The sequence below is a fragment of the Streptomyces sp. NPDC052016 genome (assembly GCF_044548445.1).
GTDB lineage: Bacteria > Actinomycetota > Actinomycetes > Streptomycetales > Streptomycetaceae > Streptomyces.
In genome coordinates this window covers 26074-41084 of the sequence record NZ_JBIUBX010000039.1, presented here as the reverse complement: position 1 = coordinate 41084, position 15011 = coordinate 26074, and the positions used below count along the sequence as shown (strand labels likewise).

Here is a 15011-nt window from a genome sequence, read left to right as displayed (position 1 = left end):
ACGGCTGATGTCTGCTGTCTCCTCGTGTCTCCCCGTCGAGGCGGGGCCGACCGACGACCGCTCCGGCCGACGGGCGGTGCGCCGACGATGACGCGGCGCACCGAACGTGGCGCCCGCCTCACGTCACTCGCCGTACGATCCGCGCCCGTACGCCCCCTCTCCGCGCCCCACGCAGAGTGCCCAGATGACGAAGCCGGAGAAGGCGATCATCACCACGGACCAGATCGGGTAGTACGGCAGGGACAGGAAGTTGGCGACGATGATGAGTCCGGCGATGGCGACGCCCGAGACGCGTGCCCACATCGCCCCCTGAAACAGCCCCAGGCTGACGATCACCGCGGCCGCTCCCAGGATCAGGTGGATCCAGCCCCAGCCGGTCAGGTCGAACTGGAAGACGTAGTTGCGGGTCGTCACGAAGACGTCGTCCTGGGCGATGCCCATGATCCCGTGGAAGATGGCCAGAATGCCGGCCAGCATGAGTGTGACGGCGGCGAAGACGGTGAGGCCCTCGGCCCACGCGTACTTGGTCGACCGTGTCTGCGAGGCGTGTGTCCTTGTCACCCTGGTCCCTCGATTCGGTGTCGTTCGGTACTCAGCGACCGGAGGCGGACGCGGCGGGACCCGCACGGTCCGCGGGGCCGTGGCCACTGAGGACCAGTTGCTTGGCCCTGACGAACTCCTCGTCCGTGAGGTCGCCGCGGGTACGCAAGTCGGACAGTTTGGCGAGCTCGTCGACGTTGCTGGGCCCGGTGCCCTTGGCCGTCTCCCGGACATAGCTGTCGAAGGCCTGCTGCTGGGCGCGCGCCTGCGCGATTTCGCGGCGGCCCATGTTCCTGCCCCGGGCGATCACGTAGACGAACACGCCCAGGAAGGGCAGGAGGATGACGAACACCAGCCAGCCGGTCTTCGCCCATCCGCTCAGGTCGTCGTCGCGGAAGATGTCGACGATGATCCGGAAGAGCAGGACGAACCACATGATCCACAGGAAGAGCACCAGCATGGTCCAGAAGACGCTCAGCAGTGGATAGTCGTAGGCGAGGTACATGTCCTCACTCACCTCGCTCCTCCGTCCAGGGCCCGGCCCCCGGAGCCGTGGCATGCGGTCTCAGCATGCGCACGGCAACCGGTCGGCCGCCTCACCCGGCACGGGTGATGATGTGCGCCCCGCTGGTACCGGCGCACCTCCTGCCGCGCCCGGCTCCGTGCGGCCTCGCCGCGCCAGGGGGCGTCGGCAGCGGGTGAGCGAGGGGGCGCGGTGCTCGGCCGCGGGCGTGCCCCGCGCCGCGCCGCCCCCGGGCGTCCGGGCGGGTGCCGCGGTGGCGGGTGAGCCGGCCATCCCGGTTCAGGGGGCCGTGCCCCGGGGTTTCCGGGCGGGACCGTGCCGCGCGGGGGCCGCGGCGGCGAGCACCGCCGCGACGAGCAGCACCAGGACCACCATGACCAGCACCAGGACCACCACGCCGACCGTGGGGTGGTTCCAGAGCACGAGCGTCAGCGCGCCCGCCCCGATCACGACTCCGGTGATCCACTTCGCGTGGGTCTCCATCCATCGTCCCGCCGACCCGGTGCGCAGCCCCGCGCGGCTCAGCGCCTGCCCGCCGGCCCTGGTCGAGCGCCGGGCCGCGCCGCGCACCCAGCGGGCCGCCCGGCCGGGCCCGAACAGATAGGCGGCCAGGGCGACGACCACCGAGACGACGAGAAGGGTGCGTGTGCTGTCGCGCAGGAAGCGCAGGAAGGTGTCGAAGATTGCCGCGGCGGCGTCGGGCGGCAGCGCGGACGGTGGCACCGAGTCCAGATAGACACGCCGGACGACGGCGAGCACGACCAGCAGCAGCACCATCATCACACCGACGCCCAGCGCGGTGATCAGCAGCATCACCCGGTGGCCCGGAGCGGTCCACACGGCGAGGGCGCCGAGCACGACGGTCACCACCGGCAGCCAGACGCCGACGATGTCCAGGAGGCGCATCGCGTCCTGCGCCTTGCCCAGTTCCTCGGACCGGAACAGCGTGATCGAGCGGTCGACGTCGGGGATGGCGGCCGCCTTGTCGAAGCCCTGGTCCACGAGGCGCTGCCGCACCTGGTCCACCACGGCGCCGAGATCGAGCTCAACGGCGTCCCCCGTGGCGCGCAGCGCCCCTTCCCGCTTCCCCGTGAGCACGTTCACCACGGCGGCTTGGGCCCGCCGGTTGGCGGCCACCCAGGCCTGCTCGAAGGCGTCGCTCGTGACCACGCGCGAGACGGCGCGGTGGACGACGTTCTGGACCGCCGACCGCAGCGGACCGGCGAGGGCGTCGGCGCCCGCCACCACCCTGGGGGGTGCACCGGCGTCGGACAGCAGCTTCGTCAACCCGGCCGTGATCGCCTCGACGTCCACGTTCTCGACCACGCGGTTGGTCAGGCGGTCGGTCACCACGTCCTGCACCGCGGGCTCGGAGGCGAGCGGCGCCACGGTCTGCACATAGCGATCGTTGTCGGTGACGGTGTCCTGCAACCAGGCCGCGACCACCGCCAGGGGGGCCAGCAGCAGGGTCACGACCAGCAGGGCCGCGGCGCCCGCCTTGCGCAGGCGCCGGTGGCGCACGTTCGCCGCCCGGCGCAGCCGTTCGTACTCCGCGCGCTCCTCCATGCTCAGGACGTGACCGCCGCCGGGGTCCTCGCCGGAACGTGACGGTCCAGAGGTGTCACCCGAGACCATGTTTCCTCCTCGTGGTGTGTGCCGTCCCCCGGCAGGTGTGTGCCGTCCCCCGGCAGGCGTGGTCGCCGCCCCCCGGCAGGTCTGTGCCGCCCGCGCCAACGCGCTCCGCCGTCGCGGACGGGGGCGCGCTACGGCGGACTGCCCGTGGCGTCAGCCGGTCCGGGCGCGGCCGTGGGGCTCCCGCCCGCGGTCTCAGCCGGTCCGGTCCGGGGTGCGCGACCCGGCCAGGCCCGCCCGGCGCAGCGCGGCCCGCCAGGCGAAGGCGACCGCCGTTTCGGCCAGTCCGAGCAGGACGAGCCACAGTCCGAGCAGCCGGGTCAGCGCCCGGGCGGACTCGGCGGGCAGGGCGAGCACCACTATCCCCGCGACGATGCCGAGTGCCGCGGCGCCGAGGACGACCCCGCGGTGAGGCATGTCCCGGTCCATGTCCAGGACCGCCCGACCGCGGCCAGCACGTCGGCCGGGGCGGAGGACGCGGTGGGGGACGCTGTGGCGGACGCGGCGGAGGACGCCGCTGGGGCATCGGGCGCGACCGGGCCGGCGCCATGGGGTCCCCGACCGCCCGTTCGTACGGAGGCCGCCCCGTCGGACAGCGGCTCCGGCTCCGGTCCGGTGTGCGGTACCGGTCCATGCGACGTGGTCATGGCTCCTCCTCGCGCGATCGAGCGGATCGCTCCCGGACCGCCGACGAGGCGGGGTGCGGTGATCTCACCGGGCCAGCGTCCCGCCGACCGGCGGGGGCCGGGTCACCCGCCGCGGGTGATCCGGGCGCGTCCCCGAGGCGGTGAGGTGGGTGCGGGCAGCCACACCCCTGCGTGCGGCACGACGGACGAGAAGAACCCGCCGGTCACCCTGTGGGACACGGCGACATCGCGGCCTTTCCCCAGCCGGGCGGGGCCGAGTCGAGGTCTCCGATCGAGTGGGACGGTGCCCAGGAGGTGGAAGCCATGGTCGTACCGACAGCCTTCACGCCCTCGCTGTCACCGGCCGAGAGAGCGGAGTACGGCCGGAACGCCCGCAGCCGGGCGCCGCGTTCCTGCCACGGCTGGTTCGAGCCGGCGGCGGACCGCCCCGATCCGGTGGACGTCGTGGAGCGACAGTCCGCCACCCGCGTGCCGGACCTGGTGCCGATCCGCTACGCCCGCATGCTCGAGTCCCCGTTCCGCTTCTACCGGGGCGCGGCGGCGATCATGGCCGCCGACCTCGGCCCCACCCCGAGCACGGGTCTGAACGTGCAGCTCTGCGGCGACGCCCATCTGCTCAACTTCCGCCTGCTGGCCTCGCCGGAACGCCATCTCGTCTTCGACATCAACGACTTCGACGAGACGCTGACGGGCCCCTTCGAGTGGGACGTCAAACGACTGGCGGCCAACTTCGCGATCGCCGGCCGGGCCAACGGGTTCTCGGGCGGGGAACAGAACGACGCGGTGCGTGCGGCCGTGCAGTCGTACCGGCAGCGCGTGCGGGAGTTCGCCGGCATGCGGACCCTGGACATCTGGTACGCGCAGGACGACACCGACCGGATGCGGGAGCTGCTGGCCTCGTCGGTGAACAAGGAGGCCAGGCGCAGGGCGGCCGAGGCGACGGCGCGCGCCCGCACACGCACCCATCTCCAGGCCTTCGAGAAGCTCACCCTGAACACGGCCGAAGGGCGGCGGATCGCCGCGGACCCGCCGCTGATCACTCCGCTCGGGCATCTGGTGACCGACGCCGCCGAGGAGGAGAAGGCCCTCCAGCTGGTATTCGACGGGTACACGCGGACCCTGTCGTCCGAGCGCCGCCATCTGCTGCGGCACTACCGTCTGACGGACATCGCCCGCAAGGTGGTGGGCGTGGGCAGCGTGGGCACACGCTGCTGGATCCTGCTCCTGCTCGGCAGGGACGACGACGATCCTCTGCTGTTGCAGGCGAAGGAGGCACAGGAGTCGGTCCTCGCCGCGCACACGGGCGGCGACCCCTACGACAACCAGGGCCACCGTGTGGTCGCGGGTCAACGGCTGATCCAGACGACCAGCGACATCTTCCTGGGCTGGACGCACGCCGTGGGGCTCGACGGGCGCGAACGGGACTTCTACGTGCGCCAACTGCGCGACTGGAAGGGCATCGCCCGTCCGGAGACCATGAACCCGGGTCTGCTGTGCCTGTTCGCGCGGCTGTGCGGAGCCTGCCTGGCGCGGGCCCACGCCCGCTCCGGCGACCCCGTCGCCATCGCCGCCTACCTGGGCGGCAGCAACCGCTTCGACCGCGCGCTCGTCGGTTTCGCGCAGGCCTACGCCAACCAGAACGAGCGGGACTTCGAGGCCCTGGGCGCCGCCGCCCGCTCCGGGAGGATCCGCACGGTGAGCCTCTGAGGCGCCCGAGCCCCGGGCACGGCGAGCCCCGGACCGTCGCGCGGTCCGGGTCACTCCGGCAGCTGTCGCATCTCCACGACCCGCAGCCCCAGGGACTGGCACCGGGCGAGCAGCCCGTAGAGGTGCGCCTCGTCGACCACCTGCCCGAACAGCACGGTCTGACCGGACATGACGACATGCTCCAGCTCCGGGAAGGCTTTGCTCAGCGTCTCCGACATGTGTCCGTCGACGCGGATCTCGTAGCGCATGGGCTCTCTCCCGCGTGGCCTGGGACGGACGGGTTGCGCCCTACACCCGATCGTCCGCCTCCGGGAACGGTCCGGTCCTCACCCCGTGCAGGTGATAAGCCGCGTCCACGCGCGATCGGCACGTTCCGGGCTTCGGGCGTCAGTGCTTCAGGAAGAGCGCCGACACGATGATCCGCAGACCCGGCGGCGTTCAGCGACGCGGGGTGGCCTGCAGGCGCGGGGACGTCCTCGCACGTCGCGCCGCGGCGACCGACGAGCCCACCCGTACCGCCACCACGTCGGCGAGCGCGAGCGACACGACACCCTGTGGTCCAGGTCCAGGTCCAGGTCCAGGTCCAGGTCCGGCAGCGGCTGACGGCCACGGCCACTGCGGGCGGCACGGGCGCCCTTGACGAGCGGCCACTCGTGGCACCGGCCTCACGACCATGCGGGTCGAGGCGCTCCGGACGCGCGCGCCGAGTCGGCCCGTGCCGTCGGCAGTGCCGGGCGGGCGGCGGGCGCTCGACGGCCGCCAGCCCTCCCCGTCGCAGCGGAGTCACCCGGACGGCGCCTCACCCGCCACGGGCGAGCCGGGCAGGACCGGCGGACGCACGGCAGGACCGGCAGACGCAAGCCGGGCAGGACCGCCGGACCTCACAGGATGCCCACGTCGCGCGCGCGGCGCACGGCCTCGCTGCGGCGGTTCACCGACAGCTTCCGATAGGCGCTCTTGAGGTGGGTCTTGACCGTGTTCACCGACACATACAGATCGGCGGCGATCTCCTCCGTCGACATCATCTGGGCCAGTCGTCGCAGCACGTCGCACTCGCGTGGGCTCAGCTCCTCCACGACCGGCGGCGGCCGCTCCTCGACCTGCGGCAGCGCGCCCCCGTGCGGTGTGGAACCGGGGATGATCCATCCCGCCGCGAGCCCGCGCGGTGAGGGCGCGTCCAGGAAGCGCCGGATCCACGGCCCGGCCTCGAGGAAGGGCCGGTGCAGCTGTTCACGGCGCGCCTCCTGGAGTGCCTCGGCGACGAGCCTGCGTGCCGTCGCGGGGTCCCCCGCCGCGTCCGCGACCTCGGCTCGGACCAGCGTGGCGCGGACCGTCACCGCGGGCCCGAAGCGGCCATCGGGCCGCACGCGGTCGAGGAACTCCTCCGCCGCCGCGGGCCGGCGTGCGGCGAGGTGAGCGCGCGCGGCCCCCACGAGGCACGCCGCCTGCTCGTCGGGCACATCCGCCAGCAGCCCGGCGGCCACCTCCGGCCGGCCTTCGGCCAGATGCGCGGCCGAGGCGACGAGCGCCCTCTGCCCTTCCGCCCACGGGGAGGGCACGTCGGCCGGGACGACGGATTCCGCCGCCGCGAGCGCCGCTCCGGCGTCGCCGTGGGCCAGCAACAGGCGCGCGGTGGCGATGGCGCGGCCCGCTGCCGTCACCGGGTCCCGCAGTGCGGGGTCCTCACCGCCTGCCGGGTCGAGGAGGGTCCCGGCCCGCCGCAGCTCGTTGCGGTCCACGGCGACGGCAGCCAGCACCAGCCCTTCGACCCCGCAGCGGGACGTCCGGGCGAGGCCGTACCGCTCCCTTTCGGTCATCGCGGCCCGGGCCTTGCTCTCCGCCCTCCCGAGCCAGCCGTTGAGGTAGTCGATCAGGGCCAGACGGGCCAGGGCGTCCTCACGCGGAAGGGCCGTCGCGGCGCCGTCGGAGGAACCGGCCACGGCCGACAGGGCGGCACCCGCTTCCTCGAAGCTCCCTGCCCACAGCCGCGCCGAGCCCAGATGGGTCATCAGCAGGGCGAGGAATTCGGGGTGCCGGTCCAGGAGGTGGGCGGGAATCTCCTCCCGCAGTCGACCGGCCGCCTTCATCGCGGTCTCCGCCCGCTCGGGCGAGCCGGTCAACCGGCCCGCCAGCGCTTCCAGCAGCGCGCAGCTCAGCCGGGCCGCCGCCCACTCGGGCAGGTCTGCCCCCGGCTGCTCCCGCGCCAGGCTGCGCTCGGCGTCACGCAGGTGGACCAGTCCGTGGGCGAGGTCGCACTCGGCCAGCTCACGGGCCGCCCGGACGAGGTCCGTGGCCGGGCTGCGGGCCTCGGGCGCCATCCGTGAGAACAGCTCGGCCAGGTCGTCGGAGGGCAGACCGGTGAAGAGCTGGCCGATGGCGAGATCGTCGACCAGGGCTGCCGCGGCGAACTCCCAGTCGCCCGCGGCCGCTCCGTGACCGAGCGTCTCCAGCAGGGAACCGGACCGCCGCAGCCACTGCGCCGCCCGCCGGTGGAGTTCGGGCTCCAGACAGGGGGATCGCGCCCGCAGGTGGGCCCGGAGGATCTCCGCGAACAGCGGGTGCAGGCGGTACCAGGCGTGTCCGAGGTGCTCGACGAACCCGTTCTCCCGCTCCAGCCGGGCCAGGGTGGACCCGGCGTCGGTGCGTTCGGTCAGCGCGTTCGCCAGGTCGCCGCAGAAGCGCTCCAGGACGCTGACCCGCAGCAGGAGGTCCTGTGTCTCCGCCGTCTGCCGCTTGAGCACCTCGGCCAGGAGGAAGTCGGCGACCGTGGTCCGGTCGGCCTCGAACTCCTTGAGGTACGTCTGCGGATCCGGGCTCTCTCTCGCCGCGAGGGCGCACAGCCGCAGCCCGGCGGCCCATCCCCGGGTGCGCTCCACGAGCGCGCCCACCGCGGTCGTCGGAAGGCGCAGTCCGTGCAGCTCCAGCAGTGCGGCTGCCTCGTCGTCGGTGAACGCCAGTTCCGCGCCCCTGATCTCCGTCAGCTCGCCCGCGGCCCGGTAGCGGTGCAGCGGCAGCAGCGGTTCGGTGCGGGTGACCAGGATCAGCCGCAGGCCCCGCCCGGCGTGGTGCAGGACGAACTCCAGCTGCTCCGCGATCTCCGGGTCGGTCACCCGGTCGTAGTCGTCGAGCACCAGAACCACGGGCCCGTCGCGCATGCTCAGTTCGGCGGCGAGCCGGGCCAGCAGCCCAGGGGCGACGCTGCCCGCGTCCGCGGGGCTGCCGATGTCGGCGGGCAGAGCGACGCCGGAGCCGCGCAGGGCGTGGAGCGCGTATGCCCAGAACATCCCGGGGCCCTGTCCCACGGCGTCGGTGGTGAGCCAGGCGAGACAGTCCTGCCGGCCGGCGGCCCAGTCGGCGACCAGCAGGGTCTTGCCCGCGCCCGCCGCGCCGTTGACCATGGTCAGCGGTGTCCGGAGCGCCTCGTCGAGGTGCGTGGTCAGCCGCTCACGTCGGAGGAACGTCACCGGACGTCCCGGTACGGAGAACCGCGTGGGCAGGAACGGATCTCCCCGGGGATCGGCATGCGGCGACTCGGAATCAGGTTCGCTCTCCTCGAGCCCAGCCATGGCTTTCACCACCGTCGGGTCGTGGGGTACCGCTTCCCCTCAGCATCGCAGTGATCCGCATAAGGCGCGCCCCGACGCCCGGACGCCGCCCCCCACCACGCCGTCGGCGGTCAGGCCGCCCGGCGGACCCGCGCGGCGCCCACCGGCGTGCGGGATTCCTCCCGCAGCCGTCGTCCGCGCCGCGTCGGTCCCCACGGCTTCAGAACCGAGATCGCCGTCATGAACAGGTAGGCGGACAGGGAGACGATCGGGCCGAACAGGACGTCGCCGGGGTCGGGCAGGGGCCCGCCCGCGGCGACGGCGGCCACCGCGGAGTTCACCCCGGGGCGCAGCGCGAAGACGGTGGCGGTGGTCGTGGCCAGGGTGAGCCAGAACTTGGTGTAGACCCAGCGGTGCCTCGCCAGTCCCCAGGGCGTACCCAGGGACAGCAGCAGGCCGCTGAGGAGGGTGAGGAACGCGACGGGGAGCAGCGGCCAGTCGGCGAACAGCTTCATGGCCCGGACGGAGGCCTCCGTGGTCGCCGCCGACCCGGTCGTGGTCGCGGTGATGCCGAGGGAGAGCAGCCCGAGCGTGAGCCCGAGCCAGGCGGCGGAGGCGGCTACGTGGACGACGAGGGTGGCCCGGCGTGCGGGGCGGTCGAGTTTCACGGGCACCACCGTGCCGGGCGAACAGGGCCCGGACGTCCCACGGTGGGAGTAACCCCGTGTACTGGCCCGGGCGTACGACGCGGGCCTCCTCCCGCGGGGTGGCGCCAGGCGACGGCGGAGCAGGTTCGGGTGTCGCGGGAGCGCACCAGCTGGCCGCGGAGCCATGACGGGAGCTCGCGGGGCTGCTCCGGAGGTGTCTCGCGGGACTGTTCCGGAGGTCAGCCGAGCGGATGAGGAAGTGTCGCCGAGCCGATCAGAAGGCCGCGGAGCGCATCAGACGGTCGTGCGTTCCGGCGGCGCGGCCGGCTCCCGCGCCCGCCCCGGAATCAAGGCCATGATCACGGAATTGGCCTTGGCTCCGCGCTTCCCGCACCCCCTACCGTCATCCCCATGCGGATTCGTATCGTCGACGCCTTCACCGACCGTCCCTTCGCCGGCAATCCGGCCGGCGTCCTGCTGCTCGACGCCTTCCCGGGCGACGACTGGCTCCAGAGCGTGGCCCTGGAGGTCAACCACGCCGAAACGGCGTTCGCACACCCGCTGCCGGCGGGCGGCGAGGCGGACTGGGCGCTGCGGTGGTTCACGCCCGTCGCCGAGGTGGCGATGTGCGGTCACGCCACGCTCGCCACCGCCCATGTCCTGCACGCCACCGGCGCCCACAAGGGGCCGGTGCGGTTCGCCACCCGCAGTGGCGTCCTCGTCGCGACCCCCGCCGAGGACGGCTCCGTCACCATGGACTTCCCGACCGCCCCGCTCACCCGCGTGGACATCCCGGAGGGCGTCGCCGGGGCCCTTGGCGCCGAGCCGCTCGCGGCTTTCGACACCGGCCCGAACGTGGGCGACCTGCTGGTCGAGCTCGCCGACGAGAGGACGGTCCACGCCCTGCGGCCCGACCACAGGGCCCTCGCCGCGTTCTCCGCGCGCGGCATCATCGCCACCGCCCGCGCCGAGAACCCCGCCCTCGGCTACGACTTCGTCTCCCGTTGCTTCTTCCCGAACGTCGGCATCGACGAGGACCCGGTCACGGGCAGCGCCCACACGGCACTGGCCCCCTACTGGTCCGAGCGTCTGGGCCGCCGCGACCTCACCGGGCTCCAGGCCTCGCCCCGCTCGGGCCGGGTGCGGACCGAACTGCGCGGCGAGCGCACTCTGTTGAGGGGCCGGGCCGTCACCGTCATCGAGGGCGAGCTGCTCGCCTAGCGAAGGCCGGCGAGTGCTGCCGGCGGTGGCTCACGCCGTCGGCAGCCACCCCACCTTCCCCGCCAGCAGCGCGTAGCCCACGAACGCTCCGATGTCGAGCAGGGAGTGCGCCACGACCAGGGGGCCCACCCGGCCCCATCGCCGGTAGAGGTACACGAACACCACGCCCATCACCATGTTGCCGATGAAGCCGCCGATGCCCTGGTAGAGGTGGTAGGAGCCGCGCAGTACGGAACTGGCCACCAGCGCGCCGACGGGGGTCCAGCCCAACTGGCCCAAGCGGCGCAGCAGATAGCCGACGACGATCACCTCTTCGAGGATCGCGTTCTGCAGCGCGGAGAGGATCAGCACCGGGTACTTCCACCACACGTCGGGCAGGGCCTCCGGGACGACCGTGAGGTTGAAGCCGAGGCCCCGGGCGGCCAGGTAGAAGGCGATGCCGGAGCTGCCGATGACCGCCGCGACGGCGGCGCCGCGACCGAGGTCGGGCCAAGGGCGGGTGCGGTCGAAGCCGAGGGTGCGCAGCCCTTGTCCCTCGCGCAGCAGGAAGTGCGCGACGAGAGCCACCGGGACCAGTGCGGTGGTGATCCCGAAGAGCTGCCAGGCGAGGTCGAGCCACGGACGGCCCGGCGCGGCCGAGGCGTTGAGGGTCGCGGCCTGGTCCTTGAGGCCTCCGGGTTTCGTGACCGATCCGACAAAGCTGATCAGGGCGGACACGCCACTCGCACCGAGCGAAAGCCCCAGAACGAGCAGCGTCTCGTCACGGAAGATCCGTCGCGAGAGTCGCTCCTGCGGCAAGGAATCGGCCACCGGCCCCTCCTCCGCCTGCACACCTGCCTCCTGTTGGGTAGACCCGCCTCCTCCCCGTCCGCGCGTCGCGAGGCTCCCGAACGCAGTCAGGGACATCGTGCGCGACGGTCCGTCGGGGGGACGGACGCCGTACGGGGGCGCCTCCCGTTCGCCTGCCGTGGGGCCGGACATCCGGCTCACGGACCGGCGGGGAGGGCGCCACCGTCATGGGACGTCACAGCTTGCCCGATGAATGCGGGGCGGGCACCAGCGGCCCCCGGTGTTCGCACGCCGCCGCACGGCGGCGCTGGCGACGGTCCCCGAAGGCGATCGTGGGGGCGGGTGCGCGCGGAGGCCGGAGTCGATCGCGACGTGCGACTCCGCCGCGTGGAGGCGACCGGCCCCCACTCACCCGGGCCGGCTCTCCCCGGCCCCCGCCCTCTTCCCGAGGGATCCTCACCCCAAGGCGACCGGCTCCGGCAGCCCCACCGGCCAGGTGTGCGCCGGCTCGCCCTGGCGCATCAGCTCGGCGTACCTCCGCGTCGTCGCCGCCAGGGCCGCGTCACGGGAGAGACCCGCCTCGCGGGCGCGGTGGAACGTGGCCACCTGCCAGCTCGCGCCGTTGGTCCGCCGCCGGCACCGCTCCTCGATGACGCCGAGGTAGAGATCGCGGTCGGCCGGCTCCACCCCCCACGCGTCCAGTCCGGCCTCGGCCAGCGGCAGCAGTTCGTCCCGGACGAGGCTCACCGCGTCGACCTCGGTGGTGCCGCCCAGGCGGCCGCGCCGCGGCCACTGCAGGCGGGCGTCGATGCCGTGGCGGCAGGCGGCGTCGAAGTTGGCGGCGGCGGTCTCGAACGGCATCCGGGTCCACACCGGCCGGGAGTCCTCGGCGAGGGCCCGGACGACGCCGTAGTAGAAGGCCGCGTTGGCGACGACGTCGGTGACGGTCGGGCCGGCGGGCAGGACGCGGTTCTCCACGCGCAGGTGGGGCACGCCGTCGGCGATGCCGTAGACGGGGCGGTTCCAGCGGTAGATCGTCCCGTTGTGCAGGACGAGCTCGGCGAGCTTGGGGACGCCTCCCACCGCCAGGACCTCCAGGGGGTCCTCCTCGTCGCAGATGGGCAGCAGGGCGGGGAAGTAGCGCAGGTTCTCCTCGAACAACTCGTAGGCGGAGGTGATCCACCGCTCGCCGAACCAGGTCCGCGGGCGTACGCCCTGTGCCTGCAGCTCCGGCGGCCGGGTGTCGGTGGCCTGCTGGAACAGCGGGGGCCGGGACTCGCGCCACAGCTCGCGGCCGAAGAGGAACGGCGAGTTGGCGCCGACGGCGATCTGCGCGGCGGCGACGGCCTGTGCGGCGTTCCACACGTCGGCGAAGCGGGCCGGGGTGACCTGCAGGTGCAGTTGCACGGAGGTGCAGGCGGCCTCGGGCACGATCGACTTGGAGGTGCAGGACAGATGCTCCACGCCGTCGATGTCGAGGGTGAACTCCTCACCACGGGCGGCGACGATCTGATCGTTGAGGAGGGTGTAGCGATCGACGTCGGAGAGATTCGAGGTGACCAGGTCGTCACGGTCCAGAGTCGGCAGAATACCGATCATCACGATTCCCGCGTCGACCTCGCCCGCCTTTCGGTGGGCATATGCCAGTGACGTGCGGAGTTCCTCCGCGAGCCGGTCGAATACCCGTCCGCCCAAGCGGTGTGGGGCTATGTTCACTTCCAGGTTGAACATGGCGAGTTCTGTTTGGAAATCGCGGCTGGCGATCCTCTCCAGTACTTGCCCGTTCAGCATTTTCGGCAGACCGTCGGCGCCCGCGAGATTCAACTCGATCTCGAGACCCATGAGGTTCTTCGGGCGGTCGAAGCGCTGCTGCGCCAGGAGCCGCTCCAGCCCCGTCAGGCACTGTCGCAGCTTGTCGCGGTAGCGCTGACGATCGGACAGGTCGAACCCGCCTGCCACGACCTTCTCCCCCATCGAAGCGTCCCTCCTCGCATGGGCGGGCCGGCTGTCCGGCCGCCGGTGTCCCGGGGTCAGGTGGGATGATGCCCAGCCTTCTCGATCGATAACGTCCCCCGTCGGCCGTGTGAGCCGCTACCCTCACCGGAGATGACCGGAGGCACATTCATCGGGCAAGACGCAAATCGATGTGTCACGAGTGTTTCGTGAACTCGGGGCCTCGTGAAAAACGCCGATGAAAATTGGCCGACCGTTGGGCGCGCATATCACGAGGTCATCGTGGTGCGACCCCCTCTGAATCGGGATGATTCACACGTATCGGCGACGGAATGGACCCTTGCCGAGTGTCCCGGAACCGACTAGACGAAACACAGTCTGAACACGTGTCGTATAAACTCCGCGAACAAGGCGGAGAAGGTGGGCGCCCGCGGTCGAAGGAGCCTGTCGTCGTCGAGGTGACGGACGGCGGGCCAGTCGCGCAGCCCCGATCCCAGACCCCGGCCACCGCCTCTCCGACCTCCTCCTGAGAGCTGACAGCGTCGTCCGCCCCACACGCCCTCGCGCCACCGTGCCTGTCAATGAGAGGCGACCCACCATGCCGCTGCATGTCCCCCCGGCTCCCGCGCCCGCCCTGCGCTCCGTCCTCACGGCACTGAGTTCTCCCACCGCGGTCCTCGAGGCTCGGACCCCGTCCCTGCGCACCGCCCAGGGCCCCGTCACCCCCGAACTCCCCCTGCCCGTGCACGTCCTGGACCGGATCACCCCCGAGGGCGTGTCGGCGACACGACTGGCCGGCTGGCGCTTCCTGATCCGCTGCGGCGACCGGGCGGTGGCCGCGGCCGAGACCCGGCTCACCCCGGACGGCTGGGCCTTCTCGCACTTCTTCGAGGGCCCCTACATCGCCTCCACCGAGCGCGCGCTGCGCCAGGCGGAGTCGTCCTCCCAGCCCTACCAGGCACGCCTGCTGTCCGTGCCCGGCCTGTACATGCTCACCCTGTGGCTGCACGGCGACTGCGCCTCCGACGGGACCACCGGCCATCCCGCGGCGACCGACGTGCTGGTGCCGCTGGCCCCGGCGCCGCCCGGCATCGCCGCCCACCGCCCGCACCGGGTCGCCGAACTGCTGCCGGTGCTGACCCTCCGGGTGCCGCCGGGCCCGGGCCCGCTGCTCGGCTCCCCGGCCTGATACGCCCGCCCGCGGCCGGGCGCCCGTCTCCGTACCCCGCCACCGCCGGCCCCGGTGGCGGGGTACGGTGCCGTTCGCGGCCTGCTCGCCCAGGCGGACTAGCCCCATCCGGCCAGCCGGAACCACCCGAAGTGACCGTGCAGTTGGAATGAACCGCCCGCGCGGGTGATGCGTCATCAACCTGTGAGAAGCGGTGCAGCGAAATCCCTGCGGATCGACGCCCGTGGGGCAACACTGGGTTCCGACCGACTTATCACAACGGGGGGCGGCCATGAACGACGTTTCACGCCGCGGGACAGACACGACACACCGTCCACACATCACGACAGAGCGAAAGATCCCCTCCATGTGCCAGCACCAGCCAGCGTGTCCGACAGCCGAGTCCGCCGACCGGGAATCCGCCCGTCTCGTGGCGCACCACCCGGAGCAGGGCTGGAGCCTGCTGTGCAACGGCGTCCTGCTCTTCGAGGACACCGGGGAGCTCCTGCCGGACGGCCAGGTCATCGCGCCGCGCCGCCCGCTGGACGCCGGCCGGATCGTCACGGCCGCCTGAGCACCGCCCGGACGGCGTGAGGCAGCGCCGCCCGCCGACCCGAGGGGCCGGGACCGCAGCCGCCG

General features: G+C 72.8%; 12 protein-coding genes and 1 pseudogene. 4 read left to right on the top strand and 9 right to left on the bottom strand.

The features are described 5' to 3' along the window. Window positions 1-123 precede the first annotated feature (123 nt). The 4 genes and pseudogenes from ACIHAR_RS36510 to ACIHAR_RS36495 form a co-directional block, all read right to left on the bottom strand. Window positions 124-561: a hypothetical protein gene (locus tag ACIHAR_RS36510; RefSeq protein WP_365464804.1), complete on the bottom strand. Its 438-nt coding sequence runs from the start codon at window positions 559-561 to the stop codon at window positions 124-126. 31 nt (window positions 562-592) lie between these two features. Beyond that, window positions 593-1057, bottom strand: coding sequence for an SHOCT domain-containing protein (locus tag ACIHAR_RS36505; RefSeq protein WP_400023514.1), 465 nt, complete (start codon window positions 1055-1057; stop codon window positions 593-595). Between the two features lie 285 nt (window positions 1058-1342). Beyond that, entirely contained in the window at window positions 1343-2698 is a 1356-nt protein-coding gene (locus ACIHAR_RS36500) for a hypothetical protein (protein WP_400023513.1), read from the bottom strand. Between the two features lie 192 nt (window positions 2699-2890). Then, window positions 2891-3118: pseudogene (locus ACIHAR_RS36495) on the bottom strand (DUF308 domain-containing protein); the annotation flags it as partial. 527 nt (window positions 3119-3645) lie between these two features. Between ACIHAR_RS36495 and ACIHAR_RS36490 the strand changes: the two are divergent. Then, on the top strand, window positions 3646-5049 hold the full coding sequence (locus ACIHAR_RS36490) for a DUF2252 domain-containing protein (RefSeq protein ID WP_400023511.1): 1404 nt from the start codon (window positions 3646-3648) through the stop codon (window positions 5047-5049). 50 nt (window positions 5050-5099) lie between these two features. Here ACIHAR_RS36490 and ACIHAR_RS36485 read toward each other — a convergent pair whose 3' ends face one another. The 3 genes from ACIHAR_RS36485 to ACIHAR_RS36475 all read right to left on the bottom strand — a co-directional run bounded on the left by ACIHAR_RS36485 (window position 5100) and on the right by ACIHAR_RS36475 (window position 9262). Next, window positions 5100-5297, bottom strand: a complete 198-nt coding sequence (locus tag ACIHAR_RS36485) for a hypothetical protein (RefSeq protein WP_384658705.1) — start codon at window positions 5295-5297, stop codon at window positions 5100-5102. Window positions 5298-5930: 633 nt separating this feature from the next. After that, window positions 5931-8615 (bottom strand): LuxR C-terminal-related transcriptional regulator, encoded by a 2685-nt coding sequence (locus tag ACIHAR_RS36480; RefSeq protein ID WP_400023509.1) that lies wholly within the window; start codon window positions 8613-8615, stop codon window positions 5931-5933. Between the two features lie 110 nt (window positions 8616-8725). Continuing rightward, the gene (locus ACIHAR_RS36475; RefSeq protein WP_365464783.1) at window positions 8726-9262 is read right to left on the bottom strand and encodes a DUF2269 domain-containing protein; all 537 of its coding nucleotides are present in this window, start codon (window positions 9260-9262) and stop codon (window positions 8726-8728) included. A 390-nt stretch (window positions 9263-9652) separates the two neighbouring features. Between ACIHAR_RS36475 and ACIHAR_RS36470 the strand changes: the two genes are divergently transcribed. After that, window positions 9653-10462: a PhzF family phenazine biosynthesis protein gene (locus ACIHAR_RS36470; protein ID WP_400023508.1), complete on the top strand. Its 810-nt coding sequence runs from the start codon at window positions 9653-9655 to the stop codon at window positions 10460-10462. A 30-nt stretch (window positions 10463-10492) separates the two neighbouring features. Here the strand turns inward: ACIHAR_RS36470 and ACIHAR_RS36465 are convergent, their stop codons facing one another. Together ACIHAR_RS36465 and ACIHAR_RS36460 are read right to left on the bottom strand one after the other, a co-directional pair. Beyond that, complete coding sequence (locus ACIHAR_RS36465; RefSeq protein ID WP_384658714.1) at window positions 10493-11293, bottom strand: CPBP family intramembrane glutamic endopeptidase; 801 nt, start codon at window positions 11291-11293, stop codon at window positions 10493-10495. A 414-nt stretch (window positions 11294-11707) separates the two neighbouring features. Then, a complete protein-coding gene (locus ACIHAR_RS36460; RefSeq protein WP_400023505.1) occupies window positions 11708-13225 on the bottom strand; it encodes a glutamate-cysteine ligase family protein in 1518 nt (505 codons plus the stop codon). A 577-nt stretch (window positions 13226-13802) separates the two neighbouring features. On the opposite strand from ACIHAR_RS36460, the gene ACIHAR_RS36455 reads away from it, so the two are divergent. Further along, complete coding sequence (locus tag ACIHAR_RS36455; protein WP_365464772.1) at window positions 13803-14393, top strand: hypothetical protein; 591 nt, start codon at window positions 13803-13805, stop codon at window positions 14391-14393. Between the two features lie 346 nt (window positions 14394-14739). After that, window positions 14740-14946: a DUF5999 family protein gene (locus tag ACIHAR_RS36450; protein ID WP_365464769.1), complete on the top strand. Its 207-nt coding sequence runs from the start codon at window positions 14740-14742 to the stop codon at window positions 14944-14946. The last annotated feature ends 65 nt before the right edge of the window (window positions 14947-15011 follow it).